Origin of the sequence: Bacillus sp. EE-W1 (genome assembly GCF_009760835.1) — a bacterium.
GTDB classification, from domain to species: Bacteria; Bacillota; Bacilli; order Bacillales; family Bacillaceae_G; genus Bacillus_A; species Bacillus_A wiedmannii.
This window is the reverse complement of the sequence record NZ_WIPE01000063.1, coordinates 161681-185505: the sequence shown is the minus strand read 5'-3', so window position 1 is coordinate 185505 and position 23825 is coordinate 161681. Positions and strand designations below refer to the sequence as shown.

Here is a 23825-nt window from a genome sequence, read left to right as displayed (position 1 = left end):
GCCCATCCAATCAAGATGGGCCTTTACTTTTCAAATTCAAATTGTGAAGTCGTATAAATCTCTCTAACAACTGATAAGAAGTTCTCGAGCACGACAGACTTTTCATCCTGCCTCCATCCAGCGTATAAGTTTATTTCCGGTGTATGTTCCTGAATATCTTTATATATGACTCCCGATTTTTTATAACTCTCCACCGATGATGGAACGACAGAAATCCCCATTCCTGCTGCAACTAAATTAACAATCGTCTGCATTTGAATTGCTTCTTGAACAATATTTAAACTTACTCCATGTTCCCAAAAGTAACTAATAATTAAATCATAAAAGTTAGTACCGAAATGACGAGGAAATAAAACAAATGGTTCATCTACTAGTTCTTTAATAGAAATATTAGGTAACGAAACTAATGCGTGATTTTCATGTAAAACCAATTTTAAACGTTCTTTAGAACAAACTTCGGAAGACAATATTTCATTATTCTGCTTAGAACGAATAAATCCAATGTGAATTTGTTTTTCATAGAGTGCTTTTATTTGCTGGTCTGTTGTCATCTCGCTTAATATAAGCTGAATTTTAGGAAAGCGTTCTCGAAATGTTTTTAATATGTTTATAACCGTTTCTGTAGAATCGACAAAACCGATGATTAAATGTCCAATCTTTCCTTCATCCGCAAGCTGTGTTTCTTTAATAGTTCTTTCTACTTGAAGTAACGTTTGCCGAGACCCTTCTAAAAATATTTTCCCAGCATCGGTAAGCTCAACCACTCTTTTTGTTCGATGAAAAAGTTGGACCCCTAATTCATCTTCTAATTTACGAATTTCTTGGCTTAAAGGAGGTTGTGCCATCATTAGACGTTCTGCTGCACGGCTAAAGTTTAATTCTTCTGCCACCGTTATGAAATATTTTATTTTTCGAATATCCATTACAATCCCCCTATCATTCACAACTAGTAAAAAATCCCTCCTTCTAATAAATTGTAAATAAAAACAGGAGGAAACTATATCAATCCCTTTTCGTTTCCTTTTTATCATAAATCATTTCATGAAAATACGAGAGATTTATACTAAGTTGAATTACATGTTTTGGGCAATCTCATTACTTGCATATATTATTTGATTTACCATTTGGTTGAGTAACGAGTTCTTGATATTTTATTCACCTAATTATAAAAACAAAATGTTATTCGTTATCCAATAACCACTTATTGTTTTTCGATAATTTTTTATTGATTATCCCCCTGTAATAAGCTATTATATGTTTACAGAAAATACTAATGTAAGGATTGAATTTATGGACAGGACATTAAAAATCACAAAGTTAAATATGTTTTTAAGGATTTTTCTCATCCCGATTATAGTAGGGATAATTGTTGGTATACTAACTAAATTGGGGCAAGGTATACTTCCAGGACATTGGAATTCATTAGCTAATCTAGGAAGCGTTTGGTTAGTCCCATCCTTTTTTGTGGCTAGCTTTAGCTATTCTAAGCGTACAGCTATACTTTCTGGTATCCTTGCACTACTCGGTATGGTATTAGGCTATTATGGTTATGCAATAGTTATTGAAAATGTAGCTCACTCTATTTATTTTATATCTGTATGGATTGTATGTGCATTTATAGGAGGAACTATCTTTGGAATTGCAGGTTTTCTATGGAAAGATACTACAAATCCACTTCATAAATTCGGAAGCGCGCTTATTAGTGGAGTTTTTGTAACGGATGGACTTCACATTCTTTTAAATTTTGAAGACTATAGTCACATGTTACCTGTTGGATATACCGAAGTGATAGTCGGCATTATCTTGATTCTTGTATTAGAACGCTCTAATGCTAATCGAATTTCTTCTTTCTTAATGATGGTTCCCATCACTATTTTAGGATTAATTGGATATAAACTATTAAGTTTGTTTACTTAATTACAATACTGTATCATGAAAAAACAAAAGACCAATTCTATTATAATCTACAAAACATATCACGAATTCGAACATTATACTTATTAATGTTGATACACTTATTCATAGGATGTATTCATGAAGCTATCTCTTTCAAAGGGGTGGCTTTTTTCTTACAAAAACTATTTATCAGCTTTTTATTAAATACTTCTAATTTAACAATCGTATTTAATAGCGTGTCATTATACATACTAAGATGACCTTTTACCATTTCATATAATCGCTATAAGGTGAAACTTTAATCAATGGAAGTTTTCTTCATCCCCCACTAATTATTAGCTGAACCAATCGGACTGCCCATTAAAGCGGGATAAAATAAGGCTAAAAAACTTATCTCCAAAGTTCTTTAGCCTAGATCACTTATTTACACATTAAAAAATATAATACGTACAACGGTACCTTTACCAACTTCTGAATGGATTTCTACACTATGTCCTAATTGTTTCGTAATTTCATATACAAGATATAGCCCCATTCCAGTTGATTCTTTAAAATCTCTACCATTTTCTCCTGTAAAGAAAGGTTTAAACACTCTTGGTAAATCTTGCTTCGGAATTCCTACACCACTATCGATAATTTCAAGTTTAACGTTATTACCTTCCTTACAAGCATTTACTTTAATCTTCTCTCTACTACCTGACGAATATTTAATCGCATTCGATAGTATTTGTCCAATTAAAAATTGTAACCATTTTGCATCACTTTCCACAGTAATATCCTTATCAATTTTAAGCTCTGGATATACAAAATTCCGGATAAAGAAGCGTTTATGTTCATGCACGGAATCATTCACTATTTTATGTAGCTGTACTTTTTCCACATAAAAATCTTGGGTAAATGCTTCTAAACGTGCGACATACAAAGCCATCTCTAACCCCTTTTTCAATCTATCTGTTTCCTCATTTATACTTTCAAAACGTGGGTCTACTTCATCTTGTGTAATTAATTCTATTACAGATAAAGGTGTTTTCATTTGATGAATCCACTGGTTCATAAAGGTTAAATGATCACTATTTTTTCTCTCTTGTATTTGCAGCTGATTTTGATAATGGCGATATTGCACCTCAAGTAGGTCTTGAAGCGCAGTAGATACAGCTGAAAAATCAGATTTTTGAACAGATTCATCCAAAGATTCAAGCGGATTTGCTAATCGTTCATAAAAAGAGCGATGTGTAAAGTAACGAAATACTAAATAGACTACCATAAAAAAGACACCTAAAAACATTGCATATAATGCCGTTGCAATATGGTTATGCCCATCAAACCAATATACAAGAAATATGGCTAGTAATTGGATTGCTGTAAAACAAATAAGTGGTATATGATCACGAATAAATAATTTTATCATTTCTCCATACCAGTATCCCAAGTAATATGTAATCTATAACCGACACTACGAATCGTTTCAATCGCATCTTCAATCTGTAACGTTTTTAACTTTTTTCGCACACGAGTTGTATTTACGCTTAAAGTATTATCATCAACATAAGATTCGCTATCCCATAATTTATTCAACAACACTTCTCTACCCACAACACGCGGATAATTTTTCATTAACATTTCTAATAAAATGGCTTCGTTTCTCGTTATATCAATCTCTTGATTACGCAATTTCAATACAAGCCTTTCAGGATATAAACAAAGACCTTGTTGCTCGACCATCCGTTCTTCTACTTTCGGTGCATAATCTCCGTAAGCACGTCTTAAATGACTACGAATTTTCGCCATTACAACTTCGTAATGGAATGGCTTTGAAATAAAATCATCGCCGCCGTTTTCTAGCGCCATAACTTGATCCATCGTGCCTTCACGAGCCGAAATAAATAATATCGGACATGTAGAAACTCCGCGAATTTGACGACACCAATAGTAGCCATCAAAACTTGGTAAATTAATATCTAATAAAACTAACTCTGGTTGTTCTTCTAAAAAAATGTTTAATACATTTTGAAAATCCGATACAATAATTCCTTCATACCCGTATTTCGCGACATGTGTTGATAATAGTTCAGCAATTTTCATATCGTCTTCTACAATCATAATTTTAACCATATGTTTACTCCTTTTTCGATCCACAATCTTATATTCAATTATATAAAATAAATACTACCTGTTTTTATATCATCCGTAAATTAAAAAAGGATACTTTTATACAACAGCATCCTTCTTCTATCATTCTTATTTAATATGAAATTCACTCAAATTAAAACCTAGCTTCTCCGCATAATTCATACCTAGTTCCATTCGAGCAGTCTTCAGCGGGTCCACAACTTGGCATACTTTTAAATCGCCTGCAGCTGATAATAAAAGCATTGCGCCTGCTGTAGACATTTCTAATTCCTCATGTAAAAATGTCACCATATTACGTACAGCGCGATTCGCTGCATCATCTAACAATTTCTCTGAAGCAATCGTCATAAGTTTTTCTTTTTGGATCGCCATTGGCAGTGGCCATTTCTTTCCTTTTATAATCTGAACAGTTACCGTCACCTCACCAGCAACCTCTACTCCACTAACACCAATTTCACCATCACCCATCGCTGCGTGTAAATCACCTAATGCTAATAAAGCACCAGGAACATTTACAGGTAATAATAATGTTGTCCCTTCTCTTATCTCTTTACAATCCATATTCCCACCGTGATCATGAGGTGTGCCACATGAAATGCTCTCTTCTTTGGGTGCAGTACCAATTACACCGATCATTGGATTAATCGGGATTTGTAGTTCATTTGAAAACAAAACATGTTCATTATGTATTGGGACGATCTTCACTGTATTTTCATGTAGCTCTTCACCCATTACGCCTAGATTTGCCCCTGTAGTTAAAACACCTTGCTCTGCAATTTTTATCTTTTCAATTGTTACAACTAATATATCACCAGGTTCTGCATCATTAATATATACTGGGACAGTCGCTGGATTAATCCGGTTCCAATCTAATTCTTGAAACACAACATCTTCAGAATCAATTTGATTTTCAAAGCAATCATATGTTTCAAATACAAGGCGACTCCCAATTTCCACTTCCATACATGGTTTATTTTCTGGTGACATTGCGTAAATGCTATGTTCTTTATGAATTCGATACATATTATCACTCCCCTTTTATATTAGTCTACAATTACTAATTAGCTTTTTTCACAAAAGCTCCTCTGAAAAATTAATAAATTTACATATAGAAAAGCACCTAGCTTATTTTCATACATACACTCTTTACTATAACAGGTAAAGAAAGGTGGTAGCACTATGCCCCTTATTCCATATAACGAAAGCGATGTTGATTTGCTAGCTCGTTTAATTCGTGCTGAAGCTGAAGGAGAAGGACGGCAAGGTGAACAACTTGTTGGCTGCGTAGTAGTAAATCGTGTATTTTGTGATTGCTTAGATTTTAAACAGCTTCGTTCTGTACGTGATGCAGTATATCAAAGTCCTGGTGGATTTGAAGCAGTGCAATACGGATATTTTTATCAGCGTGCTCGCGACTCAGAAAAGGATATCGCTAGAAAAGTTTTACAAGGTGAATGGCGCTGGCCAGCACGTTGGGCTCTTTGGTATTTTCGTCCAACTGGAGCTTGTCCGCCTGAATGGTATAACCAGCCATTTGCAGGGCAATTTAAAAGTCATTGTTTTTATGAACCACGTGGTGATGAATGTCCGAAAATGTATTCACGGTAGCAAAATATGAAACGCAAGTACTTAGCTGAGTACTTGCGTTCCCTTTATTTTTTAGAAATCTAATAATGTGATAAACTTTTCGATGCCTACTACATGTATTAATAACGGTATTCGAGGGCCACTGGACTGATTCATAATGAGCTTATATATAATAATAAATAATTGTTTTTGATTTTCTTTCATTATTTTTTTATTTTCATGGTGACAAATCGAATACAATTGCTCCATTAAGTTAGAGTAATCTTTGTTAGAACGAAGTATATTGCAAACTTCTACTAACCATTCTTTCTGTCTTTCATCTAATGTGTTGTAAAACTCTATATTTCTCTCTTGATTTACAGCAATTAATTTTTCAGTTTGAAAGTTTCTAACCCAATACTCTGCACGTTTGCTTATCGCTATCATATCCTCTAATGCATAATTCCTATCTATTTTTTCTAATATACCTTGTAAAATAGACGAATCAAAATTTAATAGCGGTAACGTTCCTGCTACTTGATTAAATTTCGGATATTCTTTAATTCTGCTATCAACTCTAGAAAGTTTAATTGCATCAAATAAATCTTCATTTTTGAGCGTTTTATTCTCATAACTATCTTTCAATCGTTCATATTCTGTATAATTGCGAATTACATCTTCATCAAGACCGATATGAAAAGCTGCGTTTGGTCTATATTTAGCAAACATGAAAAGAATCACTTCTGGTAAATACACTTTTAACAAACCACTAGGTGTAATACTATTCCCTGAAGAACTTGACATTTTTTCATGATTCCCTTTAATACCAATGAAATCATAAGCAATATAATGAGGAGCTTCACGATTGAATATTTTCATTGCAATTTCCTTTGATACATTATAACTACCTGTTTCTGATGAATGATCTCTTCCACCCGGTTCAAAAATAACATCCTCTATCATCCATCTCATCGGCCAATCGACTTTCCAATTCAGTTTCATTTTATTTGTATTTAATACCGATAATTCAGTTTGATTTCCGCATTCACATTTATATCGTACTGTTTTTAATACTTCATCAAAATGTGTAATCGTTGTTGCATCTTTCCCGCATCTCTCACAATATAATGTAACCGGATAAAAGCCCTCTCGCTCTTCTTCACTACATTCTCCTGTTTTAAAACTCATTAAAATATCATATATTTCTTTTCTTTTATATAAAGCCTCTAATATGTTTTTGTTATATCTTCCACTTCTATATTCAGCATGTTGATATATAAATTCCACTTCAATCCCAAATACTCGAAGCGATTCTTCAAACTCTTTTTCAAAATGCTCTGCATAGGAGTTATGACAACCATATGGATCTGGAATATCACAGTATGGCATACCAATATATTTTGCAAAAGATGGATCAATATTTTTAGGGACTTTTCTAAACCTATCATAATCATCCCATGAAAATATAAAACGAGTCTTTTTTCCTAAATCTTGAAGAGCTCTTACAACGAAATAAGTCGTTATTATTTCGCGAAAGTTCCCGATATGAACAGAACCAGATGGACTGATTCCAGATGCACAAACAAAAGTTTCTTTGTTTGGATGTTTCCTTATTAATTCATGTGCTACTTCATATGCCCAATGCATATATTATTCACCTCAATTGATTTTTTGTTTTCACACTTTCAGTTTTATGCAATAAAAAAACTCCCACCCCCAAGATTATTCATCTTGAGGACGAGAGTTGTTAACTTCGCGGTACCACCTCAGTTTGTTAATACGTCGCCATATTAACCTCTTCAGGTACGGCAAAATATGCTTATACCCTATCTCTATAACGGGAGAATCCGTCGCACCATCCCTAAACAAATTAGTTCCTTGCGCAGCTCCAAGTCTTTTTTCATTAAGATTTATACCGCTCATTCTCAGCAACTAGAGCTCTCTGTACGTAACCTTTCTTAACTACTCTTCTCTTCCATGCCACTTTATATATTAGTTTTTTCATATGATAATTTATAATGCTTTTATTGTCAAACTTTTCCGGACATATAAGCTATCTAAATAAATGCTTTATCGCTTCTAATTGAATTTTGTGGCTACACTCATCGCAACAATATGTTCCTTTCGGTTTCTCTTTAAATCGTTTATATTTTTCACTACCTTCGTAAACACGAAATACATTTTTGCAAGAAAAGCAAACAATTTCATAAAACATCATATGCATTTTCCTCTCCATGTTTATACATTTTTTTAATCACTTGAGAAAATTAGTTTTCTATAGTACAAATCTTAATATCTTTTGATTAAAAGGTTTACCTCTATTCATATCGAATTATAGAAATATCTTATAAAGCGAGGTGAAAATCTTGATCAGTAATATAGAATTAGTTTTAGATGCGAAAGCTAGTTTGGCTGAAGGGCCTTGTTGGACTGAAAAAAAGCAACTTTTATACTGGGTTGATATTGTGGAGAAACAATTATGCATATTTAATCCTACTACTAATACAAACCGAGTAATTGCTCTCAATCAACAAATTGGCTGTGTTGTTCCATATTTAGATGACGTACTACTCCTAGCTATGGAAAACGGCTTTTATTCTATTAATGTAAAAACAGAAAAACTAACACATATTTTTGATCCTGAACCACATTTATTTGAAAATCGTTTTAATGATGGAAAATGTGATCCAGCAGGACGTTTTTGGGCAGGTACTACAGATACATACGGTATAAATGCTGCTGGTTCCTTGTATTGTTTAAATAATAATTTAAAGATAGAGAAAAAAGTTTCACATGTAAATACATCAAATGGCATAGCTTGGTCACCTGATCATACATACCTTTACTATATTGATACGCCTACTAAAAAAGTAGTTCGTTTTCATTATGATATATGCTCTGGAGTAATTCATAATCCCAGTGATGTAATCATTTTTCCTGAAACTGAAGGTCTACCTGATGGTATGAAAATTGACGAGGAAGGTTGTTTATGGATTGCTCATTGGGGAGGTTCAAAGATTACTAGATGGAATCCTTCAGCTGGAGAACGAATATTAAGCATCCCAATTCCAGCGCTATATGTAACGTCTTGTACATTTGGAGGACCTAATTTAACAGACCTATATGTTACAACCGCCAGGACAAGAATGACGGATGACGAATTGAAAAAATATCCACATGCTGGTGGTATTTTTCGAATTCAAACAAATATAAAAGGTTGTCCTACCCATTCATTTCGCAATAATAATATTGGAGCTGAAACTATATGAACCGTATCGATTACATAAGAACCGAAGAAAAGAAATATCACGATCTTTGTTATGAACAATATAAACTATTTGAAACCGGCTCTTGGCTATACAAACCGGTTAAAACAGTTATGGACTTACTGGATTCCTTTGAAGGAAGAAACAACTTGCAAGTACTTGACCTCGGCTCTGGTGTTGGAAGAAATAGCATTCCAATCGCACAAAAGATACAAAATGGTAGCGGCACTGTTACTTGTGTGGACTTACTGGATTCCGCTTTAACAAAATTACAAACTTATAGCAAAGAACATGATGTATTTGAAGTTATAAAAACAGAACAAGCAGCTATTGAAAACTACTATATTGCCCCTAACACTTATGATTATATCGTTGCAGTATCAAGTTTAGAGCATGTCAAATCAGAAGAAGATTTAAAAAACGTGCTCCATTCTATGAAAAAAGGTACAAAGATTGGTGGTATCAATTGTTTCATTATTAACTCAAACATACAAGAAATCGACTTACATACGAATGAAGAATTAGATGCTTTAATTGAAATTAACCTTCCTACTGATAAAATGATACATCTATTAAAAAATATTTATAAAGACTGGCAAGAAATGAAAGTTGAAACAAAAGAATTAGCTTATGATATAGTCCGAAACGAAAGACACATTTTATTAAAAACAAATGCTATAACATTTGTTTTTAATAAATAAAACTATAAAAGGTAAGGTTTTTTCCTCCTATATTCATAGAAACACCCTTACCTTTCAATTATAAATCCTTGGAAAATTGCTTCGTTATTAGTTTTAACTTCATTTAAAACATTATTTTTATTAGAAATACTATTTAGCTATTAATTGAATTCATTCATTTTATTAATAATTGCTTGTCGAGCTTTTTCTTTATCATCAAAATGAATAGTTGAATCTTTTAAAATTTGATACGTTTCATGCCCCTTCCCTGCAATCAAAACAATATCATTAGTAGATGCCATGTGTATTGCATGATTTATAGCTAGTTCACGATCTACTTCTATTTTATAATTCAAATTATTATTCTGTGAAAATCCTTTTTCAATATCTTTAATTATTGCCTTCGGGTCTTCCGAACGTGGATTGTCAGAAGTAATAAAAACAAAATCACTATAACTTCCAGCAATTCCACCCATTATAGATCGTTTTTTCGCGTCTCTATCTCCACCGCAACCGAAAACAGTAATGATTTTACCTTTTGAAAACTCGCTAATTGTAGAGAGGACATTTTCTAACGCATCCGGTGTATGAGCGTAGTCCACTATTACAAGGAAATCTTGGTTTTCGTCTATAATTTCCATTCTACCTTCAATGCTCTTTAAGTTATATAAACTGTCACTAATGTTTGTAAGCGGAATACCTTCAACCAATGCAGCTGTTATTGCTGCTAATGCATTATATACATTAAAGCGGCCTATTAGATTTAGATGGATTTCTATTTCTCCATTAAAGGATGCAACTACAAAACGAATTCCTTTTGGGCTTAAAGTTATATTCTTCGCTTGAACATCTGCTTTATTATGTATCCCATATGTGATAACCTCAGCTGAAGTAATTTTTTTAAAGTATTCTACCGACGGATCGTCTGCATTCAATACAACAAATTTTTTATCTGTAATAGAAAAGTCATTTCCTAATCTGGAAAATAGAAGGCCTTTTACTTGCTTATATTCCTCAAATGTTCCGTGGTAATCCAAATGATCTTGCGTTAAATTTGTAAAAACAGCGGTTTTAAAGTTACACCCTTTAACTCTTTCCATATGTAAACCTTGTGAGGTAACTTCCATAACACAATAATCTGTATTATGATTTTTCATCGTTTGCAAATTCCGCTGAAGTATCGGTGGTTCTTGCGTATTAATATCAGTAGGATACCATTTCGAACCAACTTTCACTCCGTTATTCCCCATAAGCCCTGTTTGAAATCCATAATCACTCAAAATCTTTTCAAGTAAATAGAAAGTAGTTGTTTTACCATTTGTTCCTGTAATTCCAATTAGTTTCATTTCATTAGATGAGTAACCATAAAAATGCGACGCAATAACTGCCATAGCGTATCGTGCATCTTTAACAATTATTTTAGGTATTTCAATATTTACATCTCTTTCTACAATTAACGCCACAGCGCCATTTTTCACTGCATTTTCAACAAATTGATGTCGATCTTCAAGAAAACCATCGATACCTGATACACATATAAATAAATTTCCACTAGTTATTTTTCTAGAATCCATTTCTAATCCCGTAATTTCTACATTCATATCTCCAATGGTTTCTTTAATCAAAAACAAATCCGCCAGCTCTTTTAGTTTCAAATCCCTCGCTCCCTTACAAATTTCCCCTACCTATTTTACCACTTTATATAAAATAATGGTTTAAAATTCCATATTAGTCGAACGAAATTTAATCATCTTCAATAAACAAAAAATAAAAGAGCACTTGTTTCCGCAAGTGCTCTTTTTGGGGATTTTGAGATACCCTATTAACGAAAGTTAAGGTTACTTAAAGTTAATAGGTATTTCTATTATATGCTTGTCCTTTTTATTTGTGCATAATCAATATATAAGAATTTATATTAACACTAAATAATTTCCTTAATTACTATTTTAGAATAAAGGTTATTCAACTCATTGCAAATAGCCTAAAAAAGATAAGCCAAAACTATTATTAAAATATAAATTTAATATCATACATTACTTGTTCAGCTACAGTATCAGCTAATTGATTAACAAATTGATAAAACAAATACTAAATTTATTTTAAACCTAAAATCGGTAATACTGTGTAATTAATCCTATATCCTTCAAACCCTGATGGCTTCACATCGTATTCCCACTTATGGAAGCATTCTGTTAACATGTATCCTACTTTTCCTTTATTCTCGTCTGTATTATGATTAATATAGCCGCATTGTTGGTGCGAGGTAATGAGATCCCCAGAAATTTTCTCCACATTCTTAAAACGGCTAAGATCAGGCGTCACATCTATCCAACTTTGATTTGTTACTTTATCATAACGAGCTTTTAAACGATAAATAATCCAACCATTTGGTTGTTTGAGTACACTATTCTCTAAAGAGGCCTTACCTGAATAGTAAGTAACTACATCAATCTCAACTTCTTCTTTGTTTTTCATATCTTCCATGAATTGTACAACTTCACTATAATCTGTTTCTTTTAGTTCTTCCTCAAAAACACCAAGTGATACTAAAATTAGTATGAACGCTGTAATTGAAAATAAGGTAATGATTATCTGTTTTCTTGTCATGTAGTTCCCCCTAATTATATTAAACACTACACATGATATGGCTTTGAATATATTCACTCTAGTGGTATAACGTTTTTCCTCCATTTTAAATTTCACCATAATTAACCACATTATTGTTTCTAGAAATACTAAATGAAAATCATATTTTCAACATGGTTAAACTTCATTTTAAGCAGACAACAGATAAGGTATACTTCGTCCATTACGATATGACCACCTACTAATCTTTTTCTTTTGTATAAGCAATTAATAGCCGAAATTTTCACAAAACATTTTGACGTATTACTTATTCCAATATAAAATTATATGCAAACAATCAAAATTAACCTAAAATATATAAAGGGTATACCATACTAACAGTTAAATGCTTAGATTTGTCCTTTTCCATAATTAACAAGGATAGAGTAACATGAAAATAGAGAACGAGTACCGTTACTAATCACATGCAGGTTCTTTGAAAATTACATTTTCATACTATAAACATAAATAAAAGGGGTACATACGAAATGAACGGTTTAATGGAAAATAATTTAAGAACTTTGTTCCTTCTCTTTGTTAGTATAATTGTACTAGTATTTCAAACTATTATTTTTGTAAGAATAGTAAGAAACTGGTTCAAAACCAAAAATATAGATAAATTAAAAGAAGATAAACAGTATATTAAAAAGCTAACTATAGTATACATAGCAATTATGGTAATAGGCGCTATTACAAACTTACCTTTATTCGGATTTATATTGTTAGGTTTTATGTCTAATACTATTATATTAATGTCTTTAAAGATAGAATTGTCTAATACAAAATCAAGTCAGTTGAAAACTGTGAAGAACTCAAAGCTCATGTTATGGTTTGTAATGAACACTATACACTTAGTGCTTTTCTTTGTTGAGGGGATAAAACTCATTAAACGTATATAAGGCGATACTTTGGGATAACGATACGAGTTCTTACGCATCACTTAATTACATTGACAAATTTATAGAAGGGACTGTATCTTTTAAAAGAAACGGTCCCTTCTATAAATATATATGTATTAAAATTTATATTTTTTTACGGTACAAGGAATAGTTACAATGTACAAATCTATAGCATAGATTGTAACCCAAATACCTTTACCTTCAGCTTCTAACTTTTTATCTAATTGAGACGAATGCTCTGAAACTTTTCTTTTCCCCCCATCTTCTAGGAAGCCATTGAAAAACCTTAGGAACATTATATTTCTTATTATACCAAGTATTCAATCTCCAGAAAATGAAAAAAAAGCAATACAATAATTATGGTACGAAAAATATCAAAATATGAAATTCCTAAAATCATATTTTATTTTCTCCATTTCTTCTTTTTCTGACATTAAAACTCCACAAAAAATATCAAACACATTTTGTTTCTCATTTTATCACTGTATTTCCCCATATTTTAAGCGCTATCTAATCTTGTTTCTCTAGACCTATCGCTATTAAGACTTCTAATTCATTCATAATTTCTTGTTTGTTTTATTATTTATACATAATATACAATTAATATATACTAATTTTTTACAGGCCTTTTCTACATTTTATCATTAAGAAATTAATTGAAGGTTTATTTTCTACATTCTTATTTGGTTCATCAATTTCCGAAACTTGTACTAGACCATATTTATTAAAATCTTGTTTTATAGATTCAGAATCATAGAAGTACATTTTTATACCTTCCATTATCTCATAATAATCTTTATCCAACTGTCTTCCTTTTCCATACATTGGAGCTTTTTTAGATACAGTTGTAAAAACCATATATCCATCAGGTTTTAACTGATTATAACAATCTTTAATAAATTTCTCTCTTTCCTGCTCATTCAACAAATGAAGAAGTGCATGACTAAATATCCCATCATACAGTTTATTATCAAAAGGCATTTCGCTTACTGAACCGTGATACATACTAACATCTTCTAGTCCGTTTTCTCTTGCTAAATCGATCGCCATTTTCGAAATTTCAATACCTGTTACATTTATACTATTTTCGATAAATACCTTTGCGTTTCTCCCATAGCCAATACCCGGAACTAATATGTCTTTAACGCTCTTTTCCACAAAAAAATCTTTTGTCAAAATTGCAGATTCTGTAGGTTCAAATCCCCACATCGTTTGTTTCTCAATAAAGCTTGATTCCCAAAATTCCATTATATTTCTATCTCCTTATTTTTATCTCATGTTTAATATCACATGAAAGACCTATTCATTGTAACGCTGCTTTTTTCACCACAGTCACTATAGGTCCATTGAATATAGCATATTAATAAGCCTATATCTAATTTAAGGATTGGTGTAAAATCCACTCTTTTTTATTAACCATTATGCTTTTCTAGAAAAACAAAAAAGCCAATACTTCCCTTGTGTTATTAGCTTTTCTCAAGAGAAATTACCTTTTTGTATTGTACTGATCTAATATTTTTTCTAACATTTCTAAAGTTATCGGTTGAGCTTTCTCTATTAATTGATAACCAATACGCCCATTCGGCTCAGCTGTAACTTGCTGCAAACTCTTTAAATCATGTATTCCTTTTTCTCTTAATTGCATATAAAGTTGTTGTTCAGACATTTTTGCCTTCATCAAGTTCGCTTTAATAATCTCTCCGTTTTCAACAATTACAAAGCTACTGCCATTTAGAAATTGTTCCGCCTTCCTTGATTTCAGTTCAAAGAAATGAATGATAAGAAGTACGCTTGCAAATATTACAGCTGCAAATATAGATGGGACTACTTTCCTACTTAATACAGGCTCTACAATAATACGCGCAATTGATACTACTATAATGATTTCAGCTCTTGTCATTTGGCTAACGGATTTACTGCCTGTCATTTTTAATGCAAGAATCCCAGTGAGAATTAAAATAATGCTTTCAACAATAATATGCATAATAGCCCAATCCTTTAATGGTAAATGTTATTAGCATTCCCATTTCATATAGCATTCTAAATGAACTTTAATTAAACTTTTTTGTGAAAATTAAAACTTACATATATAGAAAATGGATCTATTTAGCCCAACCTTTTTTCAATAAGGATTTGATGATCCATCTTCTAATGTCAAAAAAACAAAAGCACCCAAATGGATGCGTATAGATTAAACTTATTCATTATTACTTTCTCCACTTTTATCATCAACTGATTTCGAGTCTAACATGCTACCTATATCAGGCGGTAAAGCTAACTCTATACCAGCTACTGGTTGATTATCTTCATTAAACCATTGTTTCTTAAATTTAATCAATTCTTCATTTTTCTTATTTTCATCCATATTACCCCGCCTTTTATGTACATGATATTAAATACCTTACTTAATATGTACATTGAGAAAGATAATATACTATTTGTACATAATGAAAAAGCAAAACCCCTTCCCTGTTTACACAACCCGTTGTACCTATTAAAAATCCCCGTACATTCTACTCCTCGTTTTGTTATCATATTAGTGACGAAATATAAGTGAGCTACGTGATAAGTACATGGTCATTTTATTTATATGAGACAAATACTTTTAAAGGAGTAATTATTCCTTCACTTAATTCCTCAAAACATTTTTTAAGTGCAGTATAATGAATTTCATGTTGAAAAATCTCTTCTATCCATGGCGTCTGTTCTATTTGACTAAAAAACCAATCTGCACGTTTTTGGTAATCATATCCATCACTTGAACCAATGATTTGCAATTCTTTTCGATAAAAGTCAGCGGTTAATGTTAGGTCTTCTATATTACCATCAGAAAGAATACATATCGCCCCATTACTATTAATAGCCTTTTGCAATGTGTGAAACCCTCTATTTGTAGCAGAACATTCTAAACCGTAATTATACGTATTTATAACTTTCTCTTCCAAATCAAAGAGATTTTTCGCACCAAACTTCTTTGCAAATTCTCTTCTATTTTTATTAGGTTCAACAACATCCACTTGCTCTACACCTACATAGTATTTTAAAAAATAACACGTGAGTAAACCAATCACTCCCATTCCAGTTATAAGTACCTTTGCATCCTTTTGCGGATTTAGTTTCAATACACCTTTAGCAGCATCACACGAAAGAATAGATAATAAAGCAACTTTAGATTTTATATAACTAGGCACTCGAATTACTTTATCTCCCTTAACTATTCCTACCGTTTCATGTCCATAAAAAGAGACTACTTTATCACCTACGTTTAAATTTGTTACCTTATTACCAACTTGAATAACTTCACCATAACTTTCATATCCAGTTTTTCTTGGATAAATAGGATTTGTATCTGAACCATCCGATTCTTTATACTGTGGTAACTCTGCTCCAATACTTATTGCACCTGCAATTGTTTTAACGATAATTTCCTCATCCTGTATGGACTTAATTTTACATGTTTCCCACTTAAGACGTTTTGGTCCTTCTAAAACTAATTTATTTTGTTCCATCTATGACCTCACATTTTATAAAAATATATTCTCACTAGATTTTAAACAATGTATAATAGATTCATCTAAAATTCAAGCTATAACGTTGGCTAGCATCTAACAGTAATAACATGATAATTGAATTTGATGGATACAGAATGAATGAGTATGTTATTGGCCGTAACTGTTCTCTAAACGAATTAAGAACAATTTATTTACATGTAAAAAATGAAGAGATATCTAATGAAGATCTTCTAAGCTTATTTTGTGTATAGTACCATTATGAAAAAATTCCAAAATTACTACAAGAAGTCATCACGAGCGATGTTGTCATTGATTTATATACGGACTATATTTATATCCCTAATAGATAACAGGAAGCTAGATGAAATGAATAGAAATTACGATTCAGCTAAGTGTTTAATAAAATAAGTGACTGCCCAAATTAATGTCGCAAATTGAGTGACAAAATACATTGTCCATTCAAAACCATTCAATTTTCTCTCTCGTCTTACCTTTTTTAAGTATCTGTAAAATATAAATGTACTAAAGAACATAAGTAACAACGATAATTGTTGTAAATCATCGACTATACGTACCCCCATAGACTCGATTACCCTCCTATTCAAAGTAAATGCTATACTTTAAGGATATCATTTATTGGTAGTTTATTTCCATTTAAAACAATTATGTCCTAAACAAAAAGAGCACTCAGCAATTGAGTGCTCTAAAAAGTATTAACGTAACACTTTTCTTCTACTTTTTATAACTCAGTTCTATCACTTCCGGTATATGATTGTTATCATATTTCCTTTTATAGAGGTAACATCAGGAAAATACGAATATACAACGTTAAGGAATTTTCATTACTTTATGACCATTTTTAAGTTATATTCAATAACCATGCTTTGACATTGTCTAGAGCATGGTTATTATTTAAACAAATATAAATCTGCTAAGTTGATTTTTCAGCTCAGCTATTTAATGAATTCATTAACTCGAAGAAGTATTCAGGTTTATGAGTCTTATTTAGGTTATACCATGCATGTAATGTATCTGGTGCAAATACATCTAATTTTTTCAGTACTTCCATCGCAAATTCAAGAGGAGCTATTCCTGATGCAGTAACTAAATTCGCATCAGATACCGCAGATCCCAACTCGTAGAACTTTTCTCCTTTATAGTTAGGACATACCATTTTAGTGTATTCTAAATTATTACTTGTATGCTTTCTAGTATCTAAGTATCCCATATTTGCAAGGGCCTCAGTTGCACCACAAATTGCAGCGACAATAGTACCAAACTTTAAAGCTTGGCCAACTCTTTCCAAGATAGGTTGATGAATCTCTTCACTCCAAGTAGTCCCTCCTGGTAAAATTAAAAGATCTTTACTCTCAAAAGTACATTCATCAAGGGAAATATCTGGTTTTATGCTCAATCCCCCCATAGTAGTAATCATTTCTTTATTAGCTCCTACTGTAATTACTTTTAAAGGTACTAAATCTTTTTTAAAATATCTTCCTGAATTTAGTTCGGTAATTAAATATCCATATTCCCAGTCCGACATTGTATTAAATACATATAGAAAAACTTTTTTTGTTTGCATCCCATATCACTCCAATCACAATTGATATGGATATTATAATATAACTTCCCTGACAGTTAACGTCAGGGAAGTTATCATACTTCATGAAATTTTATTAATTCCGACAGAACTTCAATAAGTCTTTTCTTAAGACTTATTGGCTCAATAACTTTAATAGATTTGTTATACGGTAAAAGTAAATAAGGTACATATGTATGTATCATATCTTTTTCAAGAAGAAAAACTGCTTTATTTGAAGTCCGCACTTGTAAATAATGTCCTAAAAACCAATGTTGGCAAATATCAGCCAATACACTTTTATCCCCACTAATAACCAAAGAAATAATCCCTTCCTTATCTTCTATAGTTGGAAGAAGGTTTTTTATAAAAAAGTCACGTGCTGAAAAATTTTCTGGCCGGTTAAACTTATTTTCGGTTAGTATTAAATTTTCAATTCGATCTACTCTAAAACTACGGATATCATTCCTAAGATGACAAAATCCAATTACATACCACTTATTATTCCAATAGATAATTCTGTACGGATCGACCAATCTATAATTTAATTGCTTTTCCCCACTTTTATAATAAAGAATTTTTACTGAATACCCATCAGTTACGGCCTGCTCCAACTCCTTCAAAAAATGTTCCATAGAGGATGAACTAAATCGACTTATTACTTCTAGACTACTTAAATGTCGGTTTATCTTTGCTTCCTGCTCTTGATTTGAGTATTTACTTAGTTTTGAAATGGCCCTATTTAATGCTTCACCTCCATAATATCCGGCTTCTTCTGCAAAAACAGCAGCGTGAAATAGTGAAGTTTGCTCCTCAAAATCAAAGAAAAGAGGAGCCTCAATAAAATTGTTCAATAAAGTGTATCCACCGTTATGTCCTGGTTCTGAAATTATAGGTACACCACTTGTTGAAATTGTATCAATATAGCGATACACAGTCCTTATATTCATCTCTAACTTTTCTGAAATTTGTTTTGCAGTAATTTTTTTACCTGAGCGAAGCATCCATAGAATCGCTAACATATTATCAATTTTAGGCATGTAATTCCACCTCTCTATGGAATTTATCCCTTATTATATATTTCTGATTTTTAGTATAACTCATCAACTGTTCCTTTCCGATAGCTTTCTACATAATGAGGCCCTAGACACATTTGTAATTTCACAAATTTGATTTACATTCATATCTACCTCTTCATAAAGCTTTACTGCATAATTCATTCCTGCATGATTTTTATGATATTTCTTTAACCAACCTTTAAATTTTCCTTCTTTCTTATTCAGTTCAATCCCTTTATGTTTCCGCCTACGGATCAGATCACGTTCTAATTGCTTTACACCCGCTATAACCCCGTAATTAAGAATTGGCTGTAGGGATTATCTTCTGATAAATCTACCCATGTATCTTTTAAGGATTATAATTATCATCTTTATTATAATATGCAGTTGCAACAATATCCTCAATTATTATAGCGATACACACAAACAAGAGAATTATTTTGCGACTCACAACAAACTTCCTAATTCATTTTTTCTTTTTTAAATTGAAAGGTTATACGTTCCACTTGTTTGATTTCCTCCATTACTTTACGAATTCCTTCTTCAATCCTATCTTCCTTCACATTCGATACGTTTAACTTTAATAGTCTTTCTTTCGGAAAACCTCTCACATAATTTTTATCAATCGTATCAATGCTTATTTGCATTTCACCTAGTCTTTGTAAAAGTATTTCTGAAATACTAGTTTTATGTAATTCTAAACAAGTGTGGATTCCAATTGTGTTTTGCTTTGTATATGTAAAAAGCTGATTTTCATTATGCATTCTTTCTAATGTTTCTGCTAGTTTTTTAGATCTATCGTGATAGGACGATTTAATTTTATTTTTATGACGTTCAAACATGCCACTCTTTATATAAATTTCTAAAGCAGCTTGAGATATCATTGGGCTATCAATATCTAAAATCTTTTTATATGTATGGAAAGCATCCGCAATAACCGGTGGAATTACTGCTACACCAACTCGTAAACCTGGAAAAATAATCTTCGAATAACTTTTTAAATATATTACATGATTACCATGATCCAAGCTATATAACGGATCTGCTTTTGAATCCGTTTCTAAATCTGCTAAATAATCATCTTCCACTATAAATACATTATATTTTTTAGCCAGTAGTACGATTTTTTCTTTCTCCTCTTTAGAATAAGACGTTCCAAGTGGATGATGATATCTTGGTATTGTATAAAAAAATTTTATTTTACCTGTTCGAAAAATACGTTCCAATTCATTTAAGTCAATACCTTTATTCGTACGTTTAATACCGGTCACAGGAATTTTGTTTATTTCTAGATATTCAATATATAGATGATATGTTGGTTGTTCAATTAATATCGTTTCATTTTCATTTGGAAATGGTATAGAAGTTAGTATCGCTAGCGCTTGCTGTACACCTGACGTAATAAAAATATTTTCTTCTTTAGTGAAGACTTGATAGTTTGCTAATTGTTTTTGAATGACCGGAATTAAAGACGGTAAACCTTTCGGCGTTCCGTATACGAACAAGTCATTTTTATACGTATCAATGGCCTTATTAATACAATGCTGAAAATCTAAATATGGGAAAACATCTGGATCTGGTGCTGAGGAAGCAAAATCAATTATCTCGTTATTTTCTATAACCGCCCCTGATTTTCGAACAACGTAGTATCCACTTTGAGGGACGGAATAAATAATATGACGCTTTTCTAATTCATGTAGCGCTCGTATAACTGTTGCCTTATTACACTCATATTGCGTAACTAGTGTCCGAATAGACGGTAGTTTCTTTCCTTCTTTTATCTCCCCATTTTGAATCATACTTTCTAAGTCGTTGAAAACATGTAAATACTTATACATCATTACCACCTCAACATTTAATTTGTACCGGTACAGTTTGTGATTATTCACATTGTAGCACTAGATCATAAAGATTACTATGTACGTATACTGGCCAGTAAGAAATCAATTACTATGAGGTGAAATTATGAAACTTACAACAAAGGCATATTTATCAGCTTTACTCTATTCATTTATTATTGGATTCTCCTTTATGTTTGTGAAATTAGCATTAACCGTTACGAGCCCCCTTGATACACTTGCTCATCGTTTTACAGTTGCTTTCGTAGCTGCAAGCATTCCCATTGTTTTCGGTTTCGTAAAGTTAAATATGTCATTCAAAAATATACTTGCCCTATTACCACTTGCAATATTTTATCCAGCACTATTTTTTGCTTTCCAAGCATTTGGCTTAGTGTATACAAGTTCATCCGAAGCCGGAATTATACAAGCGGCGATTCCTATATTTACGATGATGTTAGCTTCCTATTTTTTAAAAGAATATACAAATACATGGCAAAAAATATCTGTACTCATTTCTGTCATCGGTGTCATTTATATATTTATCATGAATGGTATAGGGACTCATGAAACTAGTTTCATAGGTATTATTCTTATTTTGCTATCGGCATTATCATCTGCTTTCTATAATGTGTTAGCTAGAAAAATGACGAAGAAATTCAAACTAATGGATTTAACTTACACAATGACAGTAATCGGCTTTATTAGCTTTAATTCAATCGCGATCGCCAGCCATATAAATAAAGGTACAATAATGGTATACTTTAAACCGTTTACGAATGGAACATTTCTTATCTCCATTTTATATTTAGGGTTACTATCTTCCTTGCTAACGGCATTGCTATTAAACTATTCCTTATCTTATATTGAAGCAGCTAAAATAAGTGTTTTTAGTAATTTATCTACACTTATTACAATTATCGCTGGCGTTATTTTTTTACACGAGCAAATTTCTTATTTTCATATCATTGGTACAATAATGATTATTCTTGGTATAATAGGCACAAATTTTTGGGGTAAAAAAGGAATTGCAATGCAAAAGAAGAATATCTCCATGAATAAATAAAAAGTGAGGGATATTTCATGCAACACTTAAATACGATTGATATTAGTAACGTTCTAGAATTAGAAAATACTCTTTCTACTTTAGAAAATGAAGTGATTTCTTCAAAACTAGAACTTGAAAACTGGTTAAAAAAACAATCTACATTCATTTGGGAAATTGAAGAACAATTAAGATCGCACTATATCGCCTTTCAATGTAATACAGATAATAAAAAAATAAAAGATACTTTTGAACATGATCAACAATTTGTAAGGCCTCTTTTAAAACGTTATCAAAATTCATTTGATAATAAATATTTAGAGTCTCCTTTTCGAATGGAACTTGATCCAAAAACGTATAGCTTACTAGATAAAAAAATTAAGAATGCGCAAACATTATTTTATGAAAAAAACATTGATTTAGAGATAACTGAAGACAAACTAGTAACAGAGTACTTCGAAATTACAGGTGGTTTAACTGCACTATGGGACGGTGAAGAGAAAACAATTACTGAACTACAGTCTTACTTACAAGATCCGGATCGTCATATACGAAAAAAAGCAAAAACACTCATTTCCGAAAAGTTTTTATCTGTTGAAAATAAGTTACAACATATATTAAATGAATTAATTGCAATCCGTCACCAAAAGGCGAAAAACATTCAATTAGATAATTATCGTGATTATATGTTTAAAAAACATGAACGTTTTGATTATACGCCTGATGACTGCTATGAGCTTGCTGAATCTATTCGTAAATACGTAGTACCACTTATCGATAAAATATTTAGTGAGAAAAAATCTGAACTTCAAGTAGATTGTCTTCGTCCATGGGACCTAAAAGCAACCGCACCAAATCAAAAAGCATTAAAACCTATCGAAGACGCAAGTGAATTAATCGAAAAAAGTTCTCGTATTTTACACAAACTAGATCCTGAATTTTCTAAATTGCTGGACCGTATGCATAAAAATAATTGCTTAGATTTAGAAAGTCGTAAAGGAAAAGGACCAGGAGGATTTTGCGAATATTTACCTGCTTCTCAATTATCTTTCATTTTCATGAATCTCAATCATACACATTATGATGTTACTACTTTCCTCCATGAAATGGGCCATAGTATTCATAATGAGTGTATGAATCAGCTAGAGCTACAAAAATATTTAGAAATCCCTTCAGAATCAGCTGAACTCGCTAGCATGACGATGGAATTATTTTCGATGGAGTATTGGGATACATTTTATGAAAATAGCGAAGAGTTTATAAAAGCAAAATTAGATTTCTTTAAAGATATTGTTAAGTATTTACCACAAATGCTTATCGTTGATCAATTTCAACATTGGATGTATGAGAATCCTAACCATACCGCTAAAGAAAGAAATGAAAAGTATTTAGAATTACATAACACTTACCAATCAAACGTCGTAAATATTGAAGGGTATGAAAATTGGATCGCAACTGGCTGGTTACCTGTACTACACATATTCGAAATACCATTCTATTACATCGAATATGCTATCGCACAACTTGGTGCGTTACAAATGTATAAACAATATAAAGAAAATCCTAAACAAGCAATAGAAAACTATAAAAAGGCTTTATCATTAGGTAGCTCTAGATCTTTAACGGAAGTATATGAAGCGGCTGGAATTCGTTTTGATTTTTCTGGAGAAACGATTAAAGAACTAATGTTATTTGTAGAGAGTGAATTAGCGTTACTTGAACAATTGTAAG

23 protein-coding genes, 3 pseudogenes and 1 other annotated feature are annotated in these 23825 nt (G+C 31.8%); of the genes and pseudogenes, 8 read left to right on the top strand and 18 right to left on the bottom strand.

Translation table 11 applies throughout. From position 1 onward, the window contains the following. Positions 1-23 precede the first annotated feature (23 nt). Positions 24-923, bottom strand: a complete 900-nt coding sequence (locus GFJ36_RS13665) for a LysR family transcriptional regulator (RefSeq protein ID WP_097890178.1) — start codon at positions 921-923, stop codon at positions 24-26. 367 nt (positions 924-1290) lie between these two features. Between GFJ36_RS13665 and GFJ36_RS13660 the strand changes: the two genes are divergently transcribed. Further along, positions 1291-1917 (top strand): DUF6518 family protein, encoded by a 627-nt coding sequence (locus tag GFJ36_RS13660; protein WP_097890179.1) that lies wholly within the window; start codon positions 1291-1293, stop codon positions 1915-1917. A 403-nt stretch (positions 1918-2320) separates the two neighbouring features. Here the strand turns inward: GFJ36_RS13660 and GFJ36_RS13655 are convergent, their stop codons facing one another. The 3 genes from GFJ36_RS13655 to GFJ36_RS13645 all read right to left on the bottom strand — a co-directional run bounded on the left by GFJ36_RS13655 (position 2321) and on the right by GFJ36_RS13645 (position 5049). Continuing rightward, positions 2321-3304, bottom strand: coding sequence for a sensor histidine kinase (locus GFJ36_RS13655; protein WP_048547074.1), 984 nt, complete (start codon positions 3302-3304; stop codon positions 2321-2323). Beyond that, positions 3301-4008, bottom strand: coding sequence for a response regulator transcription factor (locus GFJ36_RS13650; RefSeq protein ID WP_000238985.1), 708 nt, complete (start codon positions 4006-4008; stop codon positions 3301-3303). Before GFJ36_RS13650 ends, GFJ36_RS13655 begins: the two co-directional genes overlap by 4 nt. Before the next feature lie 126 nt (positions 4009-4134). Continuing rightward, the gene (locus GFJ36_RS13645) at positions 4135-5049 is read right to left on the bottom strand and encodes an acetamidase/formamidase family protein (protein WP_097890180.1); all 915 of its coding nucleotides are present in this window, start codon (positions 5047-5049) and stop codon (positions 4135-4137) included. 156 nt (positions 5050-5205) lie between these two features. Between GFJ36_RS13645 and GFJ36_RS13640 the strand changes: the two genes are divergently transcribed. Next, positions 5206-5634, top strand: coding sequence for a cell wall hydrolase (locus tag GFJ36_RS13640; RefSeq protein ID WP_097841046.1), 429 nt, complete (start codon positions 5206-5208; stop codon positions 5632-5634). Between the two features lie 51 nt (positions 5635-5685). On the opposite strand, the gene lysS is transcribed toward GFJ36_RS13640, so the two are convergent. Further along, on the bottom strand, positions 5686-7239 hold the full coding sequence (lysS, locus tag GFJ36_RS13635) for a lysine--tRNA ligase (protein ID WP_098067865.1): 1554 nt from the start codon (positions 7237-7239) through the stop codon (positions 5686-5688). A gap of 83 nt (positions 7240-7322) precedes the next feature. Further along, positions 7323-7579: a binding site (T-box leader), on the bottom strand. Between the two features lie 66 nt (positions 7580-7645). Further along, positions 7646-7816, bottom strand: a complete 171-nt coding sequence (locus GFJ36_RS13630) for a DUF2197 domain-containing protein (RefSeq protein ID WP_000551050.1) — start codon at positions 7814-7816, stop codon at positions 7646-7648. 142 nt (positions 7817-7958) lie between these two features. Here GFJ36_RS13630 and GFJ36_RS13625 point away from each other — a divergent pair, with 142 nt between their 5' ends. Next, positions 7959-8861, top strand: a complete 903-nt coding sequence (locus tag GFJ36_RS13625; protein ID WP_141497569.1) for an SMP-30/gluconolactonase/LRE family protein — start codon at positions 7959-7961, stop codon at positions 8859-8861. Beyond that, a complete protein-coding gene (locus GFJ36_RS13620) occupies positions 8858-9559 on the top strand; it encodes a class I SAM-dependent methyltransferase (protein WP_097890184.1) in 702 nt (233 codons plus the stop codon). The genes GFJ36_RS13625 and GFJ36_RS13620 overlap by 4 nt, the downstream gene beginning before the upstream one ends. 140 nt (positions 9560-9699) lie before the next feature. Here the strand turns inward: GFJ36_RS13620 and GFJ36_RS13615 are convergent, their stop codons facing one another. Next, entirely contained in the window at positions 9700-11193 is a 1494-nt protein-coding gene (locus tag GFJ36_RS13615) for a UDP-N-acetylmuramoyl-L-alanyl-D-glutamate--2,6-diaminopimelate ligase (RefSeq protein WP_097890185.1), read from the bottom strand. Between the two features lie 439 nt (positions 11194-11632). Further along, the gene (locus GFJ36_RS13610; protein ID WP_000197227.1) at positions 11633-12145 is read right to left on the bottom strand and encodes a hypothetical protein; all 513 of its coding nucleotides are present in this window, start codon (positions 12143-12145) and stop codon (positions 11633-11635) included. Between the two features lie 506 nt (positions 12146-12651). On the opposite strand from GFJ36_RS13610, the gene GFJ36_RS13605 reads away from it, so the two are divergent. Continuing rightward, positions 12652-13062 carry a hypothetical protein gene (locus tag GFJ36_RS13605; protein WP_001013790.1) on the top strand — a complete coding sequence of 137 codons (411 nt, stop codon included), beginning with the start codon at positions 12652-12654 and terminating at the stop codon, positions 13060-13062. A 116-nt stretch (positions 13063-13178) separates the two neighbouring features. Here GFJ36_RS13605 and GFJ36_RS13600 read toward each other — a convergent pair. The 5 genes and pseudogenes from GFJ36_RS13600 to GFJ36_RS13585 all read right to left on the bottom strand — a co-directional run bounded on the left by GFJ36_RS13600 (position 13179) and on the right by GFJ36_RS13585 (position 16571). Continuing rightward, a pseudogene (locus tag GFJ36_RS13600) lies at positions 13179-13462 on the bottom strand (hypothetical protein). Positions 13463-13680: 218 nt separating this feature from the next. Then, positions 13681-14310 carry a class I SAM-dependent methyltransferase gene (locus GFJ36_RS13595; RefSeq protein WP_048547058.1) on the bottom strand — a complete coding sequence of 210 codons (630 nt, stop codon included), beginning with the start codon at positions 14308-14310 and terminating at the stop codon, positions 13681-13683. A 238-nt stretch (positions 14311-14548) separates the two neighbouring features. Further along, a complete protein-coding gene (locus GFJ36_RS13590; protein ID WP_048547056.1) occupies positions 14549-15046 on the bottom strand; it encodes a DUF421 domain-containing protein in 498 nt (165 codons plus the stop codon). 213 nt (positions 15047-15259) lie between these two features. Further along, positions 15260-15427: a hypothetical protein gene (locus tag GFJ36_RS29150; RefSeq protein WP_048547055.1), complete on the bottom strand. Its 168-nt coding sequence runs from the start codon at positions 15425-15427 to the stop codon at positions 15260-15262. A 217-nt stretch (positions 15428-15644) separates the two neighbouring features. Then, positions 15645-16571 carry an alcohol dehydrogenase catalytic domain-containing protein gene (locus tag GFJ36_RS13585; RefSeq protein ID WP_157349653.1) on the bottom strand — a complete coding sequence of 309 codons (927 nt, stop codon included), beginning with the start codon at positions 16569-16571 and terminating at the stop codon, positions 15645-15647. A 110-nt stretch (positions 16572-16681) separates the two neighbouring features. Here GFJ36_RS13585 and GFJ36_RS13580 point away from each other — a divergent pair. Continuing rightward, a pseudogene (locus GFJ36_RS13580) lies at positions 16682-16924 on the top strand (hypothetical protein). Between the two features lie 27 nt (positions 16925-16951). Here the strand turns inward: GFJ36_RS13580 and GFJ36_RS13575 are convergent. The 5 genes and pseudogenes from GFJ36_RS13575 to GFJ36_RS13555 all read right to left on the bottom strand — a co-directional run bounded on the left by GFJ36_RS13575 (position 16952) and on the right by GFJ36_RS13555 (position 21049). Next, positions 16952-17155, bottom strand: coding sequence for a hypothetical protein (locus GFJ36_RS13575; RefSeq protein ID WP_048547052.1), 204 nt, complete (start codon positions 17153-17155; stop codon positions 16952-16954). 368 nt (positions 17156-17523) lie between these two features. Then, entirely contained in the window at positions 17524-18156 is a 633-nt protein-coding gene (locus GFJ36_RS13570; RefSeq protein WP_048547050.1) for a type 1 glutamine amidotransferase family protein, read from the bottom strand. Positions 18157-18230: 74 nt separating this feature from the next. Beyond that, entirely contained in the window at positions 18231-19193 is a 963-nt protein-coding gene (locus GFJ36_RS13565; protein WP_097890187.1) for a helix-turn-helix transcriptional regulator, read from the bottom strand. Positions 19194-19256: 63 nt separating this feature from the next. Further along, positions 19257-19567: pseudogene (locus GFJ36_RS13560) on the bottom strand (helix-turn-helix domain-containing protein); the annotation flags it as partial. 105 nt (positions 19568-19672) lie between these two features. Beyond that, on the bottom strand, positions 19673-21049 hold the full coding sequence (locus tag GFJ36_RS13555) for an aminotransferase-like domain-containing protein (RefSeq protein WP_087985881.1): 1377 nt from the start codon (positions 21047-21049) through the stop codon (positions 19673-19675). Positions 21050-21176: 127 nt separating this feature from the next. Between GFJ36_RS13555 and GFJ36_RS13550 the strand changes: the two genes are divergently transcribed. Next, positions 21177-22115 (top strand): DMT family transporter, encoded by a 939-nt coding sequence (locus tag GFJ36_RS13550; RefSeq protein ID WP_048547045.1) that lies wholly within the window; start codon positions 21177-21179, stop codon positions 22113-22115. A gap of 17 nt (positions 22116-22132) precedes the next feature. After that, positions 22133-23824, top strand: coding sequence for a M3 family oligoendopeptidase (locus tag GFJ36_RS13545; protein ID WP_097890188.1), 1692 nt, complete (start codon positions 22133-22135; stop codon positions 23822-23824). Position 23825: the final 1 nt, after the last annotated feature.